At 64.3% G+C, this 14,496-nt stretch carries 14 protein-coding genes; 5 read left to right on the forward strand and 9 right to left on the reverse strand.

The window, feature by feature from the left end:
• Positions 1–85 precede the first annotated feature (85 nt).
• The 8 genes from L6D64_RS00280 to L6D64_RS00315 form a co-directional block, all read right to left on the reverse strand.
• Positions 86–1,132, reverse strand: a complete 1,047-nt coding sequence (locus L6D64_RS00280) for an AI-2E family transporter (protein ID WP_176506482.1) — start codon at positions 1,130–1,132, stop codon at positions 86–88.
• Between the two features lie 12 nt (positions 1,133–1,144).
• A complete protein-coding gene (locus L6D64_RS00285) occupies positions 1,145–1,939 on the reverse strand; it encodes a DUF4892 domain-containing protein (protein WP_176506483.1) in 795 nt (264 codons plus the stop codon).
• A gap of 109 nt (positions 1,940–2,048) precedes the next feature.
• Positions 2,049–2,903 carry an alpha/beta hydrolase gene (locus L6D64_RS00290; RefSeq protein ID WP_176506484.1) on the reverse strand — a complete coding sequence of 285 codons (855 nt, stop codon included), beginning with the start codon at positions 2,901–2,903 and terminating at the stop codon, positions 2,049–2,051.
• Positions 2,900–3,688, reverse strand: coding sequence for an alpha/beta fold hydrolase (locus L6D64_RS00295; RefSeq protein ID WP_176506485.1), 789 nt, complete (start codon positions 3,686–3,688; stop codon positions 2,900–2,902). Before L6D64_RS00295 ends, L6D64_RS00290 begins: the two co-directional genes overlap by 4 nt.
• A 91-nt stretch (positions 3,689–3,779) precedes the next feature.
• Positions 3,780–4,166 carry a hypothetical protein gene (locus L6D64_RS00300; protein ID WP_371870290.1) on the reverse strand — a complete coding sequence of 129 codons (387 nt, stop codon included), beginning with the start codon at positions 4,164–4,166 and terminating at the stop codon, positions 3,780–3,782.
• 98 nt (positions 4,167–4,264) lie between these two features.
• Entirely contained in the window at positions 4,265–4,723 is a 459-nt protein-coding gene (gene sixA, locus L6D64_RS00305) for a phosphohistidine phosphatase SixA (protein ID WP_176506486.1), read from the reverse strand.
• On the reverse strand, positions 4,720–5,067 hold the full coding sequence (locus L6D64_RS00310; protein ID WP_176506487.1) for a DUF4389 domain-containing protein: 348 nt from the start codon (positions 5,065–5,067) through the stop codon (positions 4,720–4,722). Before L6D64_RS00310 ends, sixA begins: the two co-directional genes overlap by 4 nt.
• A 15-nt stretch (positions 5,068–5,082) precedes the next feature.
• Positions 5,083–6,108 (reverse strand): NAD(P)H-dependent glycerol-3-phosphate dehydrogenase, encoded by a 1,026-nt coding sequence (locus tag L6D64_RS00315; protein WP_176506488.1) that lies wholly within the window; start codon positions 6,106–6,108, stop codon positions 5,083–5,085.
• Between the two features lie 276 nt (positions 6,109–6,384).
• Between L6D64_RS00315 and L6D64_RS00320 the strand changes: the two genes are divergently transcribed.
• From L6D64_RS00320 to fabB, 5 genes are all read left to right on the forward strand, one after another.
• Positions 6,385–8,532, forward strand: a complete 2,148-nt coding sequence (locus tag L6D64_RS00320) for a TonB-dependent receptor plug domain-containing protein (RefSeq protein WP_176506489.1) — start codon at positions 6,385–6,387, stop codon at positions 8,530–8,532.
• On the forward strand, positions 8,532–9,422 hold the full coding sequence (locus L6D64_RS00325) for an ABC transporter substrate-binding protein (protein ID WP_176506490.1): 891 nt from the start codon (positions 8,532–8,534) through the stop codon (positions 9,420–9,422). Before L6D64_RS00320 ends, L6D64_RS00325 begins: the two co-directional genes overlap by 1 nt.
• Positions 9,419–11,362 (forward strand): ATP-binding protein, encoded by a 1,944-nt coding sequence (locus tag L6D64_RS00330; RefSeq protein WP_176506491.1) that lies wholly within the window; start codon positions 9,419–9,421, stop codon positions 11,360–11,362. Before L6D64_RS00325 ends, L6D64_RS00330 begins: the two co-directional genes overlap by 4 nt.
• A 200-nt stretch (positions 11,363–11,562) precedes the next feature.
• A complete protein-coding gene (gene fabA, locus L6D64_RS00335) occupies positions 11,563–12,078 on the forward strand; it encodes a 3-hydroxyacyl-[acyl-carrier-protein] dehydratase FabA (protein WP_176506492.1) in 516 nt (171 codons plus the stop codon).
• 11 nt (positions 12,079–12,089) lie between these two features.
• Positions 12,090–13,307: a beta-ketoacyl-ACP synthase I gene (gene fabB, locus L6D64_RS00340; RefSeq protein WP_054884044.1), complete on the forward strand. Its 1,218-nt coding sequence runs from the start codon at positions 12,090–12,092 to the stop codon at positions 13,305–13,307.
• 71 nt (positions 13,308–13,378) lie between these two features.
• Here the strand turns inward: fabB and L6D64_RS00345 are convergent, their stop codons facing one another.
• On the reverse strand, positions 13,379–14,386 hold the full coding sequence (locus L6D64_RS00345) for an amidohydrolase family protein (protein ID WP_176506493.1): 1,008 nt from the start codon (positions 14,384–14,386) through the stop codon (positions 13,379–13,381).
• Positions 14,387–14,496 lie beyond the last annotated feature (110 nt).

Here is a 14,496-nt window from a genome sequence, read left to right on the forward strand (position 1 = left end):
GGCCCTTTCGCGGGTAAACCTGCTCCTGCAGGGATCACCTGACCCTTGTGGGAGCGGGTTTACCCGCGAAGAGGCCCGTGCAGGTTTACTGCGGGGCCTGCCCGGCGTTACGGCTCCAGTCCAGCAGCAGGCTGTAACCGACCGCCAGCAAGGTCGGCCCGATGAACAGGCCGATGAAGCCAAAGGCAAGCAAGCCACCGAACACGCCAAGCAACACGATCACCAGCGGCAGGTTGCCGCCGCGGCTGATGAGGTACGGTTTGAGCACGTTGTCCACGCCGCTGATCACGAACGTACCCCAGATCCCCAGGAACACGGCCATGCCGTATTCGCCCTTCCACACCAGCCAGCCGGTCGCCGGAATCCACGCCAGCGGTGGCCCCATCGGGATCAGGCTGAGCATGAAGGTTACCAGCCCCAGCACGATCGCCCCGGGTACCCCGGCGATCAGGAAGCCGATCAGTGCCAGCAGGGCTTGGGCCGCCGCCGTGCCGATCACGCCGTTGACCACCCGTTGCACGGTACCGGCCACCAGTTCCAGGTAGTAATCGGCCCGCTCGCCCACCAGCCGGTTCAGCAGCCGCAGCACGAAGGCCGACAGGCGCGGCCCGTCGCGGTAGAAGAAGAACACGAATACCAGGCTCAGGGTCAGCTCCAGCACACCACTGCCGATCTGCGCACTGCGAGCCAGCAACCAGTTGCCGACCTGCCCCAGATACGGCTTGACTGACGCCAGCAAGGCCGCGCCCTGTTGATCGAGCGATTGCCACCCGCTGACCAGGCGTTCGCCGACGAAGGGAATACCGCCGAGCCAGTCAGGTGCATCGGGCAGGCCATCGACCTGCACGTCACGCACAAAAGCGGTGGCGTCGCGGATGTGGTCGGCCAGGTTGAAGCCCAGCCACACCAGCGGCAAGGCCACGATCAGGATCCAGGCCGTGGTCAGCAGGCTGGCGGCCAGGGTTTCACGCCCGCCCAGCACACGCGTCAACAAGCGCATCAGTGGCCAGCTGGCGAAGGCCAGGATGGCGCCCCACAGCAACGCGGACATGAACGGCGCCATGACCCACAGGGCAGCACCCAGCAGCGTCAGCAGCAGAATCTGGATCAGCAGGCGGTCATTGTTAGCCATGGTGGCGCTCACTCAACGGATCAGTTCCAGGTGCAGGCCGTCGGTGGCTGCGCTGCCGAGTTCGAGCCGGCCATCACGCACGCCAGCCTTGACCAGTTGCTCGCGCCACGCCTCGGCCTGGGCGCCGCTCAGGCTTGCCCGCAAGGTGCTGTCGAGGTTCAGGCTGCGCGCCAGCAAGGTCACCCAGCTTGCCTGCGGCGCGGCCAGGTCAGGGTAGTCAAGCTTGCCGGTATCGCGCATTTCACGCAGCACCGTGGCGGCTGTGGGCAGTCTCTCGCCCAGCGGGCTGCTGGCGACGAATTCTTCCACATGCAGGTAGGCACGGCGGTTGCCACGGGTGACGCTGTACAGCGCCACCAGGGTGTCGGCCTCTTCGGCCGAGCGGCGCAGCAGGATGAACGCCTGCTGTTCGTCGCCGCCGTTCAGCCGGGCATTGGCGAACACGTCGTTGGCCCACAGGCTGCCTTCGCCGCAATCGCGGCCCTGGCACCAGAACAACGGATAACCGCCATCGTGCTGCAGCGCTTCACGGGCGCTGGTGAAGGCTTCGCGGGCGCTACGCTCGACCGGCAGTTCATAGGTGACCGAGCTGACCTGGCCACGGCTTTCGATTTTGTCTTCGACGCGCAGGCGGCCACTGATCTTGCGCAGCGGGCCCATGGGGTAGACGCGCTCCTGCTCCACGGCCGGGCGCTGGTCGACCACCTTGGCGTCCACGGGTACAGGCAGGCTGCCGGCCCACAGCAAGGGGCTGGCCAGTGCAAGGCAGGCGGCAACGGCGGCACGGATGGAAACAGGCGCGCTCATCGGCGAACCAGGGGGCGCAGCGCGCCGGATTGAAGCTCCAGGATGTCTGGCAGTTGCATGGTTGTCTCCCTGTTCAACCCGCCAAGCCTCGACACTTGTCCGGTGCAAGTCAAGTAAAGCCAAAGAAGCGATTGAAACAGTCTGCGACAAGGGCCGCGCCCTGTTCGTCGTTCAGGTGCAGGTGATGCCCGCCGGGCAGCACCGTCTGTTCAAAGGGTAGCTGCTCCAGCAGTTCGCTGTGACGCACCAGCATGCCGTCGGCCGCCACCACCAGGCTCGCTGGGCAGCTCACCCGCCGCACGTAGGCCATGGCCTGGGCCTGGCTCAGGCGCACGGGCGATGGCAAGGTCAGGCGACTGTCGCTGCGCCAGCTGTAACCGCCGGGCACTGGCATCAGGCCGCGCTGGGCCAGCCGCTCGGCAGCATCGCGGCTGACCGCAACCATGCCTTTCATGCGCGCCTGCACGCCCTCCTCCAGGGTCGGGTAAACCGACTTGCGCTTGCCATCGAGGCGCAGCTGAGCCTGCAGGGCCATGCCCAGGCGCTCGGCGGCATCCTGCTCGGCGCCGGTCGGAGGAATGACACCGTCGATCAAAGCCAGGTGGCTGACCCGATCGGGCAAGGCACCGGCCAGCTGCACCGAAATGATCGCGCCCAACGAATGCCCGAGCAGGGCAAACCGTTGCCAACCCAGCTGTTCGGCCACCCGCAGCACATCATGGGCGTAATCGGCCAAGGCGTAACCCGCGCCCACTGGGCGGTGCTCGGAATAACCGTGCCCGGCCAGGTCGAGGGCAACGATGCGCAGCCCCTTCAACTGCGGGGCCAGGCGGGAGAAACTGTTGGCGTTGTCCAGCCAGCCGTGCAGAGCGATCACCGGCAGGCCATCGGCCGGTCCGAACAGGTGCGCAGCCAGCTCGATATGGCCCAGGCTCAGGCGGATTTCCTCGACCTGCGCGCTCATGCCTGGCTCCAGCGGTCGAACAGGCCCTTGATCAGGCTGGCCGTGTCGGTCGGCCGTTCCAGCGGGAACATATGCCCGCCCGGCACACTGTGGTATTCGCCCCGAGCCATGCCGCGCACCGCCAGTGCGTGGTGCCGGCGGATGACATTGCTGCGCTCGCCACGCACCATCGCCAAGGGTACCTGCAACTGGCGCGCGGGCGCCGGGCTGGCGTGCGGGATGCTGCGATAGATGCTGATCTCGGTGGCCGGGTCGAAGCGCAGGCGCAAGCCCTGCTCGGCCGGCTGCAGGCCATGCTCGAGGTAGGCCTCCAGGCAATCCGGGTCGAAGTGGCGGAACAACGATTTGCTGGCGAAGTAGTCACGTGCGCTGTCACGGTCGGCGAAGGCTTCACGCCGCCCGAGCGTCCGGCCAGCGGGGGTGATGCGGTCGATGAAGCCAAAGCGCTTGGCGGTGCGCAGCAACCACTGGTCAGCACGGGTCAATACCGGCGAGTCGAGCATTACCACGCCGCGGTACAGCTCAGGCCGGCGCAAGGCGGCGTGCAGGTGCAGCACGCCGCCCAGCGAATGGCCGACACCCCACACCGGCGCCGCCTGCTGCGCCAGGTGATGCAGCAGTTCGTCGACCAGGTTCTGCCAGTTGTCGTTGACCGGAAATCGCGGGTCATGGGCATGCTGGGCCAGGTGACTGACCTGATAATCCGGCGCCAGGGCGGCGAACAGCTTGCCGTAGGTGGCCGAGGGAAAACCGTTGGCATGGGCGAAGAAGATCTGCTGCGACATGGCGCCTGGTCCGGACGGGATGATGGCCCATTGTCGGCATCGCACCGGTTCTCGGCAACGTCTGTAACTGTCATCGCCGACGGCAATCAGGTCATGCCGACTCGTCGAAACTCGCCAGCGAGCGGCGCAGACAGGCTTGCATGTAGGCGATCTGGCTTTCCAGCGCCTCACGGGCCAGGCGTTGGTCATGGACATCCAGCTGCAGCCGGCGCAAGGCCAGGCAGCTGGTTTGCAGCAGCTGGGACATGCGCATGCACGACTGTTGCAGTTCGAGCAGGTCCTGTTCGAGTACCAGGTTGTTTTGCGGAGGGGGCACTGCCTGGCTACGGATTTTGCGCCGCAGGTGCCGGAGCTTGGCGTCGGCGGCCTCGCGCAACAGGGCGTGCCGGGCGAAATCGAGGGGGTTGTCACGCTGTACGGCTTCAATCGTGGGTTGCAGATCCAGGGAGCGCAGAAGCTCGTGCATCAAACCACTCATCCAACGCTCCTTGCCCTGTCACCTGCTGAACAACCTGGTGCCAAGCATCCGTCGGCGGCACATGGCAGGCAACTGGCAAAAATGCCAGTTGCTTTCGCTCACTCAGGGGAATTGAGCGCGCGCAATGTCATCAGCCCTGCCAGCGGCCAGTCGCCTTCCAGTTCCGCCAGGCTGGCAGTGCTCATGGGCGCCGGCTGCTGCAGGTGGCCATGCTCGAGCATGCCGACCAGCGAACCTACCAATGGCTGGTGGCTGACCAGCAACACATGCTCCAGGCCCAGGCGCTCGACCTCGCCGATCACCAGCCGCACCTCGCTGTCAGGTGTCAGCCACGGCACGGTGCGCACGGGTTCAGCGAAGCCCAGGGTGTCATGCACCAGGGCCGCTGTCTGTTGTGCCCTGACATATGGGCTGGCAATGATCGCCTGCAACGGCTGGCCAAGCAGCCGGGCTGCACTGTGCAGCACCTGCTCGCGGCCATGGCCGGTCAGGCGCCGCTCGGCATCGGTATTGGCGCGTGGCTCGGCCTCACCGTGGCGCAGCACCCACAGCTTCACAGCTTGGGCTCCTCGTCACGCACCGGGTGCGGCGCCGGGGCCACGATGTGGGGCGCCTCGCCATCCGGGGCACGCGCAGTCGGCCAATCGGCGAACGGCCAAGGCTTCTGGTCAGTGTGGAAGGTCCCGAAACGGCCGATCTGCGCCAGGTACTGGCTGAGGCTGTCACCGAAGTTCATCAGGCTGGCGCTCGGTGCGCCATAGACCAGGCGGTAGATCAGCTGCACCAGTACCAGGCCGCCGAGCAGCAGCTCGGCCAGTTGCCACACCACCAGGAACACCAGCATCCACAGCACCCGCAGGATGATCGACTCGCGCTGGGCGCGCTCGGGGGTATCGTTCATGTGCTGCTCCTTCGCTTAATTGAAACCACTGATGGAAATGAAATCGACGTCGGTCTTTGGTTCGGCGCGCATCAGGTGCTCGATCACCTGGTTCAGCGTGCGCCCTTCGAAGAGGATGGCGTGCAGGCCGGCCACCAGCGGCATGTAGACCTGCACCTCCTGGGCCTTGGCCTTGAGCACCTTGAGCGTATTGACCCCTTCGGCCACCTCGCCCAGGCGGCTGACGGCCTGCTCCAGGCTAAGGCCCTGGCCCAGGGCGTGACCGACCTGGTAGTTGCGGCTCTTGGGCGAGGAACAGGTGACGATCAGGTCACCGACACCGGCCAGGCCAAGGAAGGTCATGGGGTTGGCGCCCTGGCTCACGGCGAAGCGGGTCATCTCGGCCAGGGCACGGGTAATGAGCATGCTCTTGGTGTTTTCGCCCATCCCCAGGGCCACGGCCATGCCGGCGATGATCGCGTAGACGTTCTTCAGCGCGCCACCCAGCTCGACACCGAAGCGATCACTGCTGGCGTAGACCCGGAAGGTGCGCCCATGCAGCACGGCCTGCACCTGCTGGCACAAGTGTTCGTCTTCACTGGCGACCACGGTTGCGGTCAGGGCGTGTTCGGCGATCTCGCGGGCCAGGTTGGGGCCGGAAAGCACGCCGATGCGGGCCTCGGGGGCGATCTCCTCGAGGATCTGGCTCATCAGCTTGAAGCTCTGCGCCTCGATGCCTTTGGTCAGGCTGACCAGGTATTTGCCGCGCAGCAGCTCGGCATGGGGCGCCAGCACACTGCGCAGGGCACTCGACGGCAGCGCGACGAAGATCAGGTCGCTGGCTTGCAAGGTGGCCAGCAGGTCGTTGACCGGTTCGACACCGTCCTGCAGGCGGATACCCTTGAGGTAGCGCGGGTTCTCGCGGTTGACCCGCATCGCCTCGGCCTGCTCGGGGTCGCGCATCCATTGGCGCACCGGCACGCCATTTTCGGCCAGCAGGTTCGCCACGGCGGTGCCGAAGCTGCCGCCTCCCAGAACTGCAACAGGTTGCTGTTCAGTCATAATCAATCCGTTAAAGCCATTAAGTTAAGTGGCGACCTGAACATTATACGGGTCGCTTGCCACAGAGCCAGTGGCGGGTTCCTTTGGGTTCGGCGGGGGATTTTTGGCGCCTGTGAGATCGAGCGCCGCCCGCGCGGCGCATCGCGGATCGACCCGCTCCTACCGTCTGTTTCTGGCCAGTCCCTCCTGTGAGGTCACCGCTGTCCGCCTTGTCCGCTTCGCAATGAAAGGCAAATCCACCCTGGATCACTGGCAAAACCTTGTCGGTCAGTTAACATGCCTGTTTCAATCCTGAGACAAGGCAGTCCTGTGTTCCCCGGCCCGCCCCCTTACCCTCGCCTGCTGTTGCTGACTGCCTTGCTCGGCGGCTCGGCCATGGCCGATGACTTGTTCATCGACAACACCGACCTGCCGCAGGTTCTGACCGCCACGCGGCTGAAACAATCCCCCGCTGCGGTACCGGGCAGCATGACCGTGCTCGACAACGAGCTGATCCGCGCCAGCGGTGCCCGTGACATCCCCGAACTGCTGCGCCTGGTACCGGGCATGATGATCGGCTACGGCGCCGGCAACCAACCGACGGTCAACTACCACGGCAGCAACGTCAACGATGCGCGACGCATGCAGGTACTGATCGACGGCCGCTCGGTGTACCGGGCCGGCCTGGCCACGGTGGACTGGAGCGACATCCCGGTCGCCATCGAAGACATCGAGCGCATCGAGGTGTTCCGCGGCCCCAACACCGTCAGCTACGGCGCCAACGCATTGATGGCGGTGGTCAACATCCTCACCCGCAACCCGGCCGACAGCCACGGCACGCGGATGAAACTGACCCGCGGCCAGGATGGCATCAACGACTATTACCTCAGCCATGGTTTCGGCTGGGATGGCGGCGACCTGCGCCTGTCGGTGTCCGGTCAGCAGGACGATGGCTTCGACGAGAACCAGTTCGGCCAGGATTACCGCGACAGCCGCCGCCTGAACCGCTTCAACCTCAGTGTCAGCCACGTCCTTGCGCCAGACCAGACCCTGGAATGGCAACTGGCAGCCAAGGAGGGCAGCAACCAGCGGCCGTATACCTATCAGCCGGTCTTCCCCTACGTCACCCAGACCGGCAACAACGCCGACGTCAACGCCAAGGACTATGCCGGCTCGGTACGCTGGAACATCGACTTCAACCCCGAGCACAGCCTGTATGTGCAGGGCTCGGCCCAACAATTCGACCGCCAGCAGGTCTGGCGCGCCTGCGACGCGGCGCTGTCGTTCAGCCCCGAGCTGACCCGCTTGTGGCAGATGAACCCCGACTTCGCCGAAAAGGTCGCCCGCGGGGCGAACAACCCACCAAGCAGCAGCAACCCCGAAGAACAGGCGCTGGTCGATGCGATCAAGGACCAGTGGAACAACCAGGGCGGCAAAAATGTGGTCTGCGGCGATGTCGACCAGAGCACCCGTGAGACCCGGTACGACCTGGAAGTCCAGGACACGCTCAGCCTGACCGACAGCCTGCGCCTGCTGAGCGGCATGAACTACCGCTATGATCGCGCCGATTCGCAGACCTACTTCAACGGCAGTATCGACGACCAGACCTGGCGCCTGTTCGGCCAGTTGGAGTGGCGCGCTGACGAGCACTGGATCGTTCAGGGCGGCGCGATGTTCGAGAACTCGCAACTGTCCGGCAGCTCGCTGACGCCGCGCATGGCGGTCAACTACCTGATCACCCCGCGCCACGGCCTGCGTGCGGTGTATTCCGAAGCCGTGCGTTCGCCAGATATGTTCGAGAACAACGTCAACTGGAGCTACACGGTCAAGAACCTCAGCCCGGCCGCTTTCGGCCAGCGCAACGCCGAATACTTCGTCAAGACCCGCGGTCCGGGAGACCTCGAACAGGAACGCATGCGCTCGCGCGAGCTGGGCTATAACGGCTACTTCAGCGACTTCGACCTGAACATGGATGTGAAGCTGTTCTACGACGAGATCACCGGAATGATCAGCGAACCCCTGAAGAACAACCAGTACATCGCCAGCAATGCCAACAAGGCCCGCTTCAGCGGTAGCGAGGCGCAACTCGACTGGCGCCTGGCACCGCGTGACCGCCTGCGCCTGACCTATGCCTATGTCGATGCCTGGGCCAGCAACCCTGCCGACCGTCGCCTCAGCGCACGCAACAGTGGCTCGGCCGGGTGGATGCGCGAATGGGGCGAGGGTTGGTCAAGCGCACTGTTCTATTACGGCGATGACGCCCTCAACCAGTATCGCTACGAACGCATCGACCTGCGCGTGGCCAAGCGCTTCCGCATCCAGGGCAGCACCCTGGAGCTTGCCGCACTGTGGCAGCAACGCCTTGACGACCAGCCCACCACGGTGGAACAGAACCGTTATGACAGCCGCCACCGCCTGAGCGTCAGCGCGGAGCTGGAGTTCTGATGGCCCGGCTGCTGCGCCTGCTGCTGTTCTGCCTGTGGCCTGTGGGTACGCTGTCCGCCAGCGAAATCCTGCTGGTCGGCGGCGAAGAGCAGCCCGGCGTGCGCAGCTTCGTCGAAGCCTTGCAAGGCCGCCGCGGCCACGACCAGGTGCGTTTCCAGAGCACCGCCGCGTTGCCCCGCCCCGCTCAGCTCAAGGCTGACGTGCGCCTGGTGCTGCTCGACGCCAGCGCGCTGGACTGGCGCCTGAGCGAAAGCAGCGGGCCGCCTGCGCTGGCCATGCGTATCAGCCGGGTACAGGCTGAACAACGCCTGGGAAAGTCGCGCCCTGCTTACCTGACCCTGCTGTGGAGCGACCCGCCGCTGGCGCGGCAACTGCGCCTGGCCCGCTACCTGTTGCCACAGGCCCAGCGCATCGGCGTACTGTACGGTGAGCACAGCCACTTCCTGCTGGACGAGCTACGCCAGGCGGCGCGCCCACTGGGCCTTGAGATCGTCGCCCAGGACTGGCCAGACCAACGCGACAGCCGGCCCTTGCAACATCTGCTGGCCAGCAGCGACGTACTGTTAGGCCTCGATGACCCCGATCTGTACAACTCCAAGACCGCGAAAAACCTCTTGCTCAGCAGCTACGGCCGGCAAATGGCACTGATCGGCCCGAACGCCGGCTTCGTTCGCGCCGGCGCCCTGGCCAGTACCTACAGCGACCAGGACGACTGGCTGGCCGTGCTCGACCAGTTGCTCGACCAGCCGCCAGCACGTTGGCCCCGCAGCCTGTATCCGGCACGCTATGGGGTCAGCGGCAACCAGCAGGTAGCCCGTGCCCTGGGCCTTGAACCGATCGATCCGAACGCCACTGCCAAGGCCCTGGCCGAAGGAGAACCCACCCCATGAGCAAACGCCTGAGCTGGGACATCCACACCCGCACCCAGATCATCAGCCTCGGCCCGGCACTGTTGCTGACCCTGCTGCTGATCAGTTTTTTCACCTTCGTGCGGATCCAGGATCTGCGCCAGGAGCTGAACCACACCGGGCAGCTGATTGCCAACCAGCTGGCCCCGGCATCCGAATACGGCGTCATCTCCGGTAACAATGAGGTCCTCGAAGGCCTGATGCGCGCCACCCTGAGCATCCCGCACGTGCGCTTCCTCGAGGTGCAGGACAGCCGTAACCACATCCTGGTGTACGTCGAGCAGCAGGACGAAAGCAACAACCGGGCACAGCAGGTAGAAGTGTTTCAGGCGCCGATCCGCCTCCAGCAAATCCGCCTGGACAGCGACTTCCTGCAACAGGGCAAGGCGCCGACACCGGCCATCGGTGACGACTACCTGGGGCGGGTGATCGTCGGCATGTCGGACGATGCCTTCAGCCAGCGCCAACAGGAAATCGTGATCAAGGCCGGCATTCTCGCGCTGTTCGCCCTGCTGTTCACCTTTCTCCTGGCCCGCCGCCTGGCCATGAGCCTGGCCAAGCCGATCAGTGACATGGGCCATGCGGTCAAGGCCATCCAGCAGGGCGAATACAACGCTCCGCTGCCGGTCGTCGACGACAGCGAACTCGGCCACCTGGCGCGCCATATCAACAACCTCGCCAATGCCCTGGAGCAGGCCAGCGCCGAACAGAAACGGGCCATCGCCCAGCTGATCCAGGCGCGCGAGGAAGCCGAGCAGGCCAACGGCGCCAAGTCGGAGTTCCTGGCAATGATGAGCCATGAACTGCGCACCCCCATGAACGGCGTGCTGGGAATGCTGCAACTGCTGGAGACCACCCAGCTGACCAGCGAGCAGGCCGACTACACCGCCGTGGCCAGCGAGTCCACCGGGCACCTGCTCAAGGTCATCAATGACATCCTCGATTTCTCGCGGATCGAACGCACTGCGCTGGAACTGGAGCACATCGAGTTCAACCTGGGTGAGCTGATCACCAGCAGCGTGCAGTCGTTCCAGCACAGCGCACAGCAGCGCGGCCTGGAACTGCGCCTGCAACTGCCGGCAGACGGCGCACAGCCACACGTGATCGGCGACCCGACGCGCATCCGCCAGATCCTCCTCAACCTGATCGGCAACGCCTTGAAGTTCACCGAGCGCGGCCAGGTTCAGGTCGAAGCGCGCTGGCAGTCGCTGGACCGGCAATCACTGTGGTTCACCTGCAGCGTGCGTGACACCGGCATCGGCATCGACAGCGAACGCCTGGAAATGATGTTCGTTGCCTTCCAGCAGGCCGACAGTTCGATTTCCCGGCGCTATGGCGGCACCGGCCTGGGCCTGTCGATCGCCCGCACCCTGGCCGAACGCATGGGCGGCAAGTTGCGCGGAGAAAGCCGCGAGGGGCTGGGTTCGACCTTTACCCTGGAAATGCCGCTGCCGCTGGCCAGCACCGTGCCCGCAACGCTGCCCGGCAACTCGGCGGCCAGCGCGCCACTCCAGGTCGGCAAGCGCATCCTGTTGGTGGAGGACAATCCGGTCAATCAGAGCGTCATCGAAGCCATGTTGCGCAGCCTGGGGATGGAGGTCAGCGTGGCCCACGACGGGCTTCAAGCGGTGGAGCTGGTCAGCCAGCAGCCGTTCGCCGCCGTGCTGATGGATTGCCGCCTGCCGCAGCTGGATGGCTACGAAGCGACCCGGCGTATCCGCCTGTTGCCGGCTTGCGCGCAGTTACCGATCATCGCCTTGACCGCCAATGCCCTGCAGGGTGACCGCGAGCGCTGCATGGCCGCCGGCATGAATGATTACCTGAGCAAACCGTTCCGCCGCACCGAGTTGCAGCGGGTATTGCAGCGCTGGTTGCCCGGACGGACAGCTGCAACTGGCGATGCGACTGGCGATAAATGCTAAATTGCGGCAGTCTTAAGTACTGGACAGGACCTTGTTCGGACCTGAAAATAGCGTTTCAGTGCACACCTGTACTTCTTTCACCAGGTGCGCTGTGACTTTCACCACAACGCAATAGTCTACCTGTAGGCTGCCGTCCCAGAAGCAGAAGGGTCGGCCGGGAAGATTCATCCCCTGCCACAGGGGGTTATTGAGGAGCTCGCATGACCAAACAACACGCCTTTACTCGGGAAGACCTGCTGCGCTGCAGTCGCGGTGAGCTGTTCGGCCCAGGTAATGCGCAACTGCCCGCGCCGAACATGCTGATGGTCGATCGCATCACCCACATCAGCGAAGAAGGCGGCAAGTACGGCAAAGGTGAATTGGTCGCCGAGCTGGATATCACCCCGGACCTGTGGTTCTTCGCCTGCCACTTCGAAGGCGACCCGGTGATGCCGGGCTGCCTGGGCCTTGACGCCATGTGGCAGCTGGTCGGTTTCTTCCTCGGCTGGCAGGGCCTGCCGGGCCGTGGCCGTGCGCTGGGTTCGGGCGAAGTGAAGTTCTTCGGCCAGGTGCTGCCTGCCGCCAAGAAAGTCACCTACAACATCCACATCAAGCGCGTCCTGAAGGGCAAGCTGAACATGGCCATCGCCGATGGTTCGGTCAGCGTCGATGGCCGCGAGATCTACACCGCCGAGGCCCTGCGGGTCGGCGTGTTCACCTCCACTGACAATTTCTAAGGGTTATTCGCATGCGCCGCGTCGTTATCACTGGTCTGGGCATCGTATCGTGCCTGGGCAATGACAAAGCTACCGTCACCGAAAACCTGCGCAACAGCCGTCCGGGTATCCGTTACAACCCGGAATACAAGGAAATGGGGCTGCGTAGCCAGGTTTCCGGTTCCATCGACCTCAACCTCGAAGAACTGATCGACCGCAAGGTCTACCGCTTCGTCGGCCACGCCGCTGCCTATGCCTACCTGGCGATGCAGGACGCGATCAAGGACGCCGGCCTGACCGAAGAGCAGATTTCCAACCCGCGTACCGGCCTGGTAGCCGGCTCGGGCGGCGCCTCGACCCTGAACCAGATGGAAGCGCTGGATACCCTGCGCGAAAAAGGCGTCAAGCGCGTCGGCCCGTATCGCGTCACCCGGACCATGGGCAGCACCGTTTCGGCGTGCCTGGCGACCCCGTTCAAGATCAAGGGTATCAACTACTCGATCTCGTCGGCCTGCGCCACTTCCGCACACTGCATCGGCACCGCCCTGGAGCAGATCCAGTGGGGCAAGCAGGACATCGTCTTCGCCGGCGGCGGTGAAGAAGAGCACTGGAGCCAGTCGTTCCTGTTCGATGCCATGGGCGCCCTGTCGACCAAGCGCAACGAAACCCCGGAACTGGCTTCGCGCGCCTACGACGCCGACCGTGACGGCTTCGTCATCGCTGGCGGCGGCGGCATGGTGGTGGTCGAGGAACTGGAGCACGCCCTGGCCCGTGGCGCCAAGATCTACGCCGAAATCGTCGGCTACGGCGCCACTTCCGATGGCTACGACATGGTCGCACCAAGCGGCGAAGGCGCCATCCGCTGCATGCAGCAGGCGCTGTCCACCGTCGACACCCCGATCGACTACCTGAACACCCACGGCACCTCGACCCCGGTCGGTGACGTGGCAGAAATGAAGGGTGTTCGCGAAGTGTTCGGCGACAAGGCGCCGAAGATCAGCTCGACCAAGAGCCTGTCGGGCCACTCGCTGGGTGCCGCAGGCGTACACGAGGCGATCTACTGCCTGCTGATGATGGAAAACAACTTCATCGCCGGCTCCGCCAACATCGACGAGCTGGACCCTGAAGTCGCGGACCTGCCGATCGTGCGCAAGACCGAAGACGCCAAGCTCACCACCGTGATGAGCAACAGCTTCGGCTTCGGTGGCACCAACGCCACCCTGGTGCTCAAGCGCTGGGAAGGCAAGTAAGACGCTGCTGCGGTAAGTGAAACGCCCCGACTGGTTCGGGGCGTTTTCATTTGTATTGCTTATACGGGCAGCTACTTCTTCCCCTTGGGCAACACCGCCAGGAAGTTATCCCGAGCCACCTTGCTGGCGACTTCTTCAGGCAACGCATCCAGGAACGGCCTGAAGCCATGCATCTGCTCGCCAAGGCTGCCAAACCGCCCCACCACATCCGACCCCAGCATGAACCGGTCCGGATAGCGCTCGACCAGCGCCACCCATTCCTGGCGCGGTACGCCCTGCTCGTCCAGCAGATAAGGTTCCAGCACACTCCACGACAAGTCCACATACAAATTCGCATGGTCCGCCAGCAATCGCGTCAACACAGGCAAGAGGAAGTCCATCCGGGTCTGATGCCGATGGATCTCCGCACTGCTACCCGCATGCGCCCAGATGAAGCGGGTATGCGGATGATTACGCAGGGGCTCTTCGAGTTCGGCGAGGTACAGCGGATTGCGCTCGCGCTTGGAGGTGATGTTCGAATGCAGCAACACCGGCATGTCGCGTTCGGCCGCCAAGTGATAGATACGGGTCATCGCTTCGTTGTTGGCGCGCGGTGTATCGCCACTGGTCAGCGCGGTCAGGTCGTCATGGCGGGTGAACACCTCACCGATCCCCTGCCACAACCCCGGGTTCAGTTCGAGCATGCGCTCGATATGGCTGACGGCATTCTTGTCCACCGGGTTGAAACCGGTCAGAAACGGATGGAAACGCTTTCGCTGTTCGACCGGTAGTTTTTCCAGCGCCGCAGCCACATAGGTATCGGTCGCGCTGTACCAATAAGCATCGGCGTCGTCTCCTGCGTAATAGCGTGGGCGCTTTGGCTCATCTTCGTGCCATTTCTTGGCCACCGGAATGCCGGAAATCATCGAATGCTCGACACCGGCATCATCCATGGCCTTGATCAGCGCTGACATGCCCTCGGTCTCCTGGAAGAAGTCCACGTAGTGCAGATGGGCATCGCTGTAGCGATAGTCACGGGCCTGGGCCGCCTGGCACAGCCAGCCTGACAACAGCATGCAGGCCAGCGCTCTGGCAATCATGGGCAACCTCCTTCTCCGGGCATCAGCAGGGTAGACCGGGTAGCCAGCGCAACGGTTCAGCATTGCTCGGCAAACCGCTATGCTTGGGGCATTTCCCCCTCGCCTGGAGC

Origin of the sequence: Pseudomonas urethralis, from assembly GCF_021602465.1 — a bacterium.
GTDB lineage: Bacteria > Pseudomonadota > Gammaproteobacteria > Pseudomonadales > Pseudomonadaceae > Aquipseudomonas > Aquipseudomonas vlassakiae.

Coding starts and splice junctions, on each gene's coding strand:
- L6D64_RS00280 (WP_176506482.1), bottom strand. CDS start 1,132: ATGGCTAACAATGACCGCCTGCTGATCCAGATTCTGCTGCTGACGCTG.
- L6D64_RS00285 (WP_176506483.1), bottom strand. CDS start 1,939: ATGAGCGCGCCTGTTTCCATCCGTGCCGCCGTTGCCGCCTGCCTTGCA.
- L6D64_RS00290 (WP_176506484.1), bottom strand. CDS start 2,903: ATGAGCGCGCAGGTCGAGGAAATCCGCCTGAGCCTGGGCCATATCGAG.
- L6D64_RS00295 (WP_176506485.1), bottom strand. CDS start 3,688: ATGTCGCAGCAGATCTTCTTCGCCCATGCCAACGGTTTTCCCTCGGCC.
- L6D64_RS00300 (WP_371870290.1), bottom strand. CDS start 4,166: ATGAGTGGTTTGATGCACGAGCTTCTGCGCTCCCTGGATCTGCAACCC.
- L6D64_RS00310 (WP_176506487.1), bottom strand. CDS start 5,067: ATGAACGATACCCCCGAGCGCGCCCAGCGCGAGTCGATCATCCTGCGG.
- L6D64_RS00315 (WP_176506488.1), bottom strand. CDS start 6,108: ATGACTGAACAGCAACCTGTTGCAGTTCTGGGAGGCGGCAGCTTCGGC.
- L6D64_RS00320 (WP_176506489.1), top strand. CDS start 6,385: ATGCCTGTTTCAATCCTGAGACAAGGCAGTCCTGTGTTCCCCGGCCCG.
- L6D64_RS00325 (WP_176506490.1), top strand. CDS start 8,532: ATGGCCCGGCTGCTGCGCCTGCTGCTGTTCTGCCTGTGGCCTGTGGGT.
- L6D64_RS00330 (WP_176506491.1), top strand. CDS start 9,419: ATGAGCAAACGCCTGAGCTGGGACATCCACACCCGCACCCAGATCATC.
- fabA (WP_176506492.1), top strand. CDS start 11,563: ATGACCAAACAACACGCCTTTACTCGGGAAGACCTGCTGCGCTGCAGT.
- fabB (WP_054884044.1), top strand. CDS start 12,090: ATGCGCCGCGTCGTTATCACTGGTCTGGGCATCGTATCGTGCCTGGGC.
- L6D64_RS00345 (WP_176506493.1), bottom strand. CDS start 14,386: ATGATTGCCAGAGCGCTGGCCTGCATGCTGTTGTCAGGCTGGCTGTGC.